Raw genomic sequence first — 4,833 nt, forward strand, 5'->3', positions numbered from 1 at the left:
GCGAAGTAGTTCTTCTGATCCAGCTTCGACTGAATCGCTACTTTTGCGGCGCTAATTCTCATGTCCTGCAATTCTTTGAACAAATCGACGCCCTGGGGTGCCAGAGATGCCGGGGATAACAAAAAGACGCCCTGAGGTTTCAGAGATGCCGGGGATGCGCAGCCAGCGAGAATCACAGTACTTACGAGCGCAGCAGCAATTGGCTTCATCATCTTAATTATCGTTATAAACGCCTCAGAGGCGGGTTGCTTGCATCGCAGGGGATTTCACGCACAGGCGGGGTACTTACCGATGTAGCAATAGAACCACGGGACTCACATCGAGTTGTGCGCGAATTTAGAATATCGCCGGCGAGTGTACTACCCCGTATCTGCGGCCGTCCATTGGCAAGCCAACGCCAGAGTCCCCTGTTGCAATCTGGCACCGCCCCAAAACCGGCCTCAACTTCGCCAACACCCGTTCCGCGAGATACCTGGTCCAGTACCACTGACCAACGCGAGGGGGCCGCACAAAGCGGCCCCTGCGTTAAGCCTACCTATCGCCTCAGAGGCAGGCGAAGTTGCGCTGGTGGGTCTCGAGCAGTTCGCCTTCACGGAAGCCGCGGCTCTGCTCGATGGGCATCTCGCCGAGCCATTGGAGGTTTCGCCCGGAGCAGTAGCCCGTAGCCAGGCCCTTCGCATACCCGGCCATCAGCTTGCCGACCTGGTGCCGTCCCGTTTCGCCCGCAGCGGCTCCCCGGGGTCAGGGTCAGGATCCGCCCCATCCGCACGACCAGCCCGGTCTCGGATTCCTCGACCCCGCCAAACGTCGAGCCGATATCCACGTCAATCAGGGAGGCATCCTCCGGGTCTGGGGCCGCCGCCAGGTCAACGCCGGGAATGACTGGCTTCCGGATACCGATGTTGGGGGCGGATGCCCGCGATACTTGGCATCTCGAGATACGGCTGCCCCTTGGCGTCGCGGAAGTACCGGACTACCGGATCCACCGCAATAGTCTCTCTGGGTAGAGCGAGCCGCGCAGGGGGATGCGTGCGCCGGCAACGGTTCCAAATGCAGACTGCCGGTTCGCCAGCCCTGTGCGCTTGTTCGTTTGCTATTCGGTTAACGCCTAGTCCGGCGGTAGTCGACCCGTTCCCGCCAGTCACCGCCCCAACGAGCGAGTCTGCTAAGCAGTGGCTCCGGACATTCGCCGTTAGAATGTGTGCACCAAGAGCCGGCAACAACAGAAATGTTACCCAAAGGTCGCAAGGCGAAGACAGGAGGCGGAGTGCTGGAGAAGATCATTCGTGTCGACAACGTCGGCGTGTTCAAGGCTGGCGTTCCCTCGGCCGTTACGCTGAAGAGGGTCACGGTCGTCTATGCGGACAATGCCCGAGGCAAGTCGACCCTCTCAGCGTTGCTTCGAGCATGCGGCACGGGAGACGCGCAGTCTCTGCAGGCTCGCAAGACCATCGGTGCGACAGGCAACCAGGCCGTTCAACTTCGATTCCAGACTGCCGGTGGTGGTTCGACCATTTCGTTCGATGGGAACACATGGTCAGCCTCGGCTGGCAATCTCCAAGTATTCAATCAAGAGTTCATCGAACGCAACGTCTACGCCGGCACAGCGGTGACGCCGGATCAGCGCGCCTCGTTGCTGGAACTTGCGCTGGGGGCTGAAGCAGTTGTTCAGCGCGAAGAGTTCCAGCGGCAATCGGAAGCGCAGCGCGGCGCAACGCAGCGAATCACGGCTGCCGAAACGGCCTTGCAAGGGTACCATCGAGGTGCAACCCTGGCGGACTTCCTGGCATTGAACCCGATTGCAGACGGCCCCCAGCAGATTGCAGAGGTCGACAGGCAGTTGAATGAAGCTCGAAGCGTTCAGCAAATCCTCGGGCGCCAAGGGTTTCGGCAACTGTCGGCGCCTGACTTCAACTTCGACAACATCCGGGCGATAGCCCAATCGCATTTCGAGAGGCTGCAGGAGGATGCTGAAGCGGTAGTGCGAAAGCACTTCGATGCGCATCTCGGCCGTGAGACGGAGCGATGGGTCAACGAGGGGCTCCGCCACAAGCCCGACGAGCACTGTCCGTTCTGCGGGCAGGAGACAGCCGGGTTGCCGCTGCTTCAGGCCTACAAGGAATACTTCAACCAGGCATACAAGGAGCACATGCGAGGCGTTGCGTCGCTGCGAGGGATGGCGGAGCACCAAGTAAGCGAGGACCTGATTTCCGAATGGCGGGCCGCCGTCGACTTCAATGCCGGCGCGCAGGAGGGGTGGACTGGCCTGCTGCAGCTTGAACTGCCCATCCTCAACTTGGATGCTGCGCGCGAGGCTTTTGGAAAGGCCCGCACACTTGTCAACGCTCTCATTGAAGAAAAGACAGAAAAACCTCTCGAAGCTGTCAATGTTGATGCGCTGGTGCAAGCCACAACCATCCTTCAGACGGTCGTGGGTAACGTTGCGAAGTACAACGAGTCGATTCAGGCGCTGAATGACAAGATTGACCAGTACAAAGCGGGGCTTGCGAAGGTCGATCCCTCGGCATTGCAAACGGAGCGCCGCACCATCGAGCTACGAATGGTCCGTAATGCCTCCGAGGTACTGCAGCATCTGGCCAACCGAACGGACGCAGAGGGTGACCGAAAGGAAGCCGAACAGAAGAAGGACGCCGCGCGCAAGATGCTGGACGAACTCATGGCCACGTCGCTTGCCACCTTCCAGGATGCCATCAATGCACGCCTTCGAGATTTTGGTGCACCGTTCTCGATTCGTGAGCTGAAGCCCAACTATATGGGTGGCGGCGTGCCGCGCGGCGAGTACGTGCTCGATGTGCGCGGCGCATCAGTGCCAGTTGGTGCTGCGAACGGTAGCGCTCTGACATTCCATACCGTCTTGAGCGAGGGTGACAAACGCACGCTTGCTTTCGCATTCTTTTTGGCTCGGCTGTTCGCAGACCCCAATCATGCCGAAGCGATTGTCGTTCTCGATGACGTCTTTACCAGCTTGGACCTGCACCGGCGCGCAAAGACGGTGGAAGCGGTGCTCGCGATGAATCAGCAATGCAAGCAGGTCATCGCCTTGGGCCATGATGCCTACTTCCTGCGAGACATTCGGAAGCGCGTGACCAAGGTTGGCGGCGAAGTTGCTGAGTTCGAGCTGAGACGCGGCCCGGAGAACTTCACTGTTATCGGGCCGTTCGACCTGGATGAGTTCTGTGCGTCGCCGTACTACAAGCGCTACCGCTTGGTCGAAACATACGTGACTGGCGCGGCACAAGTCAACATGTTGGAGGTCGCCCAAGCGCTCAGACTGCTTGTGGAGGGCCACTTGCATAGATGCTTCTTGGGCCGGTTCGCAGACGGCCTGACGTTCGGGTCGATGATTCAGAACATCAAGGAGGCCCAACCGGGCAACCCGATTTGCGTGCTGCAGCCGTTAGCCCCCGACCTGCAAGCGTTTAACGAGTATGCGGCTATGTTCCACCATGACACTTCGGGCGGACACACGCGCACCGATGTAAACGATGGCGAGTTGCAGCACTTCGCATCCGCGGCGCTTCGTTTCATCCAAACAGGCAAGCTCTTCTGAAACGGTCGTCTCATACGGAGCGGACTCGGCCTGCTGGCGATGCAAATTCAGGCGCTGTCGTCGTAATTCCGTCGGGCTGAATTATCCCGCAGCTCGTACATGAGCGTCCGTAACCAGTTCGTAATCAGTCCATCAAGCGGTCGGAGGGAGTGTCTGCAATGGCCGGCAGGCGAGGACGGCTGTGATCGAAGGGCAGCATGCCGTACCCGACTCGAAGGAGACGATCGGTCCAGCGGAAACGGACGGTCAACGAACCGGCATGTCAGCCGCACGAGCGCCAGCGCGCGTTGGCTGCACGGGCAAGTTATGCGGCACGGGCGCGGACCAACTTAACGAGGGCCTCGGCGCTAGTGATCGTCGGTTGGAACAGCAAGTCCTTTACGGTGCGCCTGGTTCCGCTATCGATGATGGAATCCCAAATCGCAATGCGAGCAAGCTTGACGCCAAGTACTAGGGGGCAAAGGTCCTTAACGAAATCATAGAAGGCCCTCTGCTTCCAGCGCGGTGCACCGGCGCCTTCCAAGATCTTTTGTGCGGAGCCTACACCAAACTGGCGTTCACAGCTCGGGTTGGACCACTTCCCGCCATAGGCACCTACGCGGAGGCAATCATCTTCGAACTCGGCGCAGTATCTTCGATAGGCGTCCAGCGGAAAAACTGGCAGGTTCGCATACGCGGTCGCCCCTAACGTAATCGCACGATAACGATTGAAGTGAAGATGCTCGTCGAGCTCTACGGCGATACCCTCGAACTCCAGATCCCACGAGCGGAGATTTAGTTCAGCACTCGTCAATACGCCGCCGAGCGACTTGTACACGCTATTTATGAGGTCCTCGTACCCAGCCCGCGCGACGTCCTGGAGTCGCGGAAATGGAAGTCTCTTGTGCTCCACGGCGCCTACGCCGCCAAGGAGTTCCTCGAACGTGCTTTGCATTTTTCCCATGGACGACTCCGAGTCCGCATAACAGCAGCCAACATAAGCCGAGGAGCAGCTATTCAACCCAGTATACGCGGACGACTCAAAGTGGCCGAACTCGGCAGGCAGCTCGAAGCGGGGGGCGGTCGTGGTCTGAAGACTCGATGGCCAACTTCCGTAGTCGACCCTTCTGAGACGTTCGTTGCACCGCTGACAGGTTCCGCGGTGCAACGGGCCGCTAGCTATCCCGGAAGTTCGGCATCTCCTCGGTGCCAAAGCGCGGCCGCTTGCCTCCCATACGAGCCAACTAACGAAACGCTAGACTGGCGCACTCTCCCAGTCCTTT

Annotated in this window: 4 protein-coding genes; 1 reads left to right on the top strand and 3 read right to left on the bottom strand. The window is 59.4% G+C overall.

What is annotated here, in order from left to right:
• On the bottom strand, nucleotides 1-212 hold a 212-nt coding region (locus E1J61_RS37930), incomplete at its 3' end, for a hypothetical protein (protein WP_207951281.1).
• Nucleotides 213-543: 331 nt separating this feature from the next.
• On the bottom strand, nucleotides 544-690 hold the full coding sequence (locus tag E1J61_RS37560; protein WP_165971576.1) for a hypothetical protein: 147 nt from the start codon (nucleotides 688-690) through the stop codon (nucleotides 544-546).
• Nucleotides 691-1,267: 577 nt separating this feature from the next.
• Here E1J61_RS37560 and E1J61_RS30245 point away from each other — a divergent pair.
• The gene (locus tag E1J61_RS30245) at nucleotides 1,268-3,571 is read left to right on the top strand and encodes an AAA family ATPase (protein WP_165971577.1); all 2,304 of its coding nucleotides are present in this window, start codon (nucleotides 1,268-1,270) and stop codon (nucleotides 3,569-3,571) included.
• Between the two features lie 304 nt (nucleotides 3,572-3,875).
• On the opposite strand, the gene E1J61_RS30250 is transcribed toward E1J61_RS30245, so the two are convergent.
• Entirely contained in the window at nucleotides 3,876-4,514 is a 639-nt protein-coding gene (locus tag E1J61_RS30250) for a hypothetical protein (protein ID WP_133097571.1), read from the bottom strand.
• Nucleotides 4,515-4,833 lie beyond the last annotated feature (319 nt).

This window comes from Cupriavidus sp. L7L, assembly GCF_004353535.1.
In the GTDB taxonomy this organism is placed as follows: domain Bacteria; phylum Pseudomonadota; class Gammaproteobacteria; order Burkholderiales; family Burkholderiaceae; genus Cupriavidus; species Cupriavidus oxalaticus_A.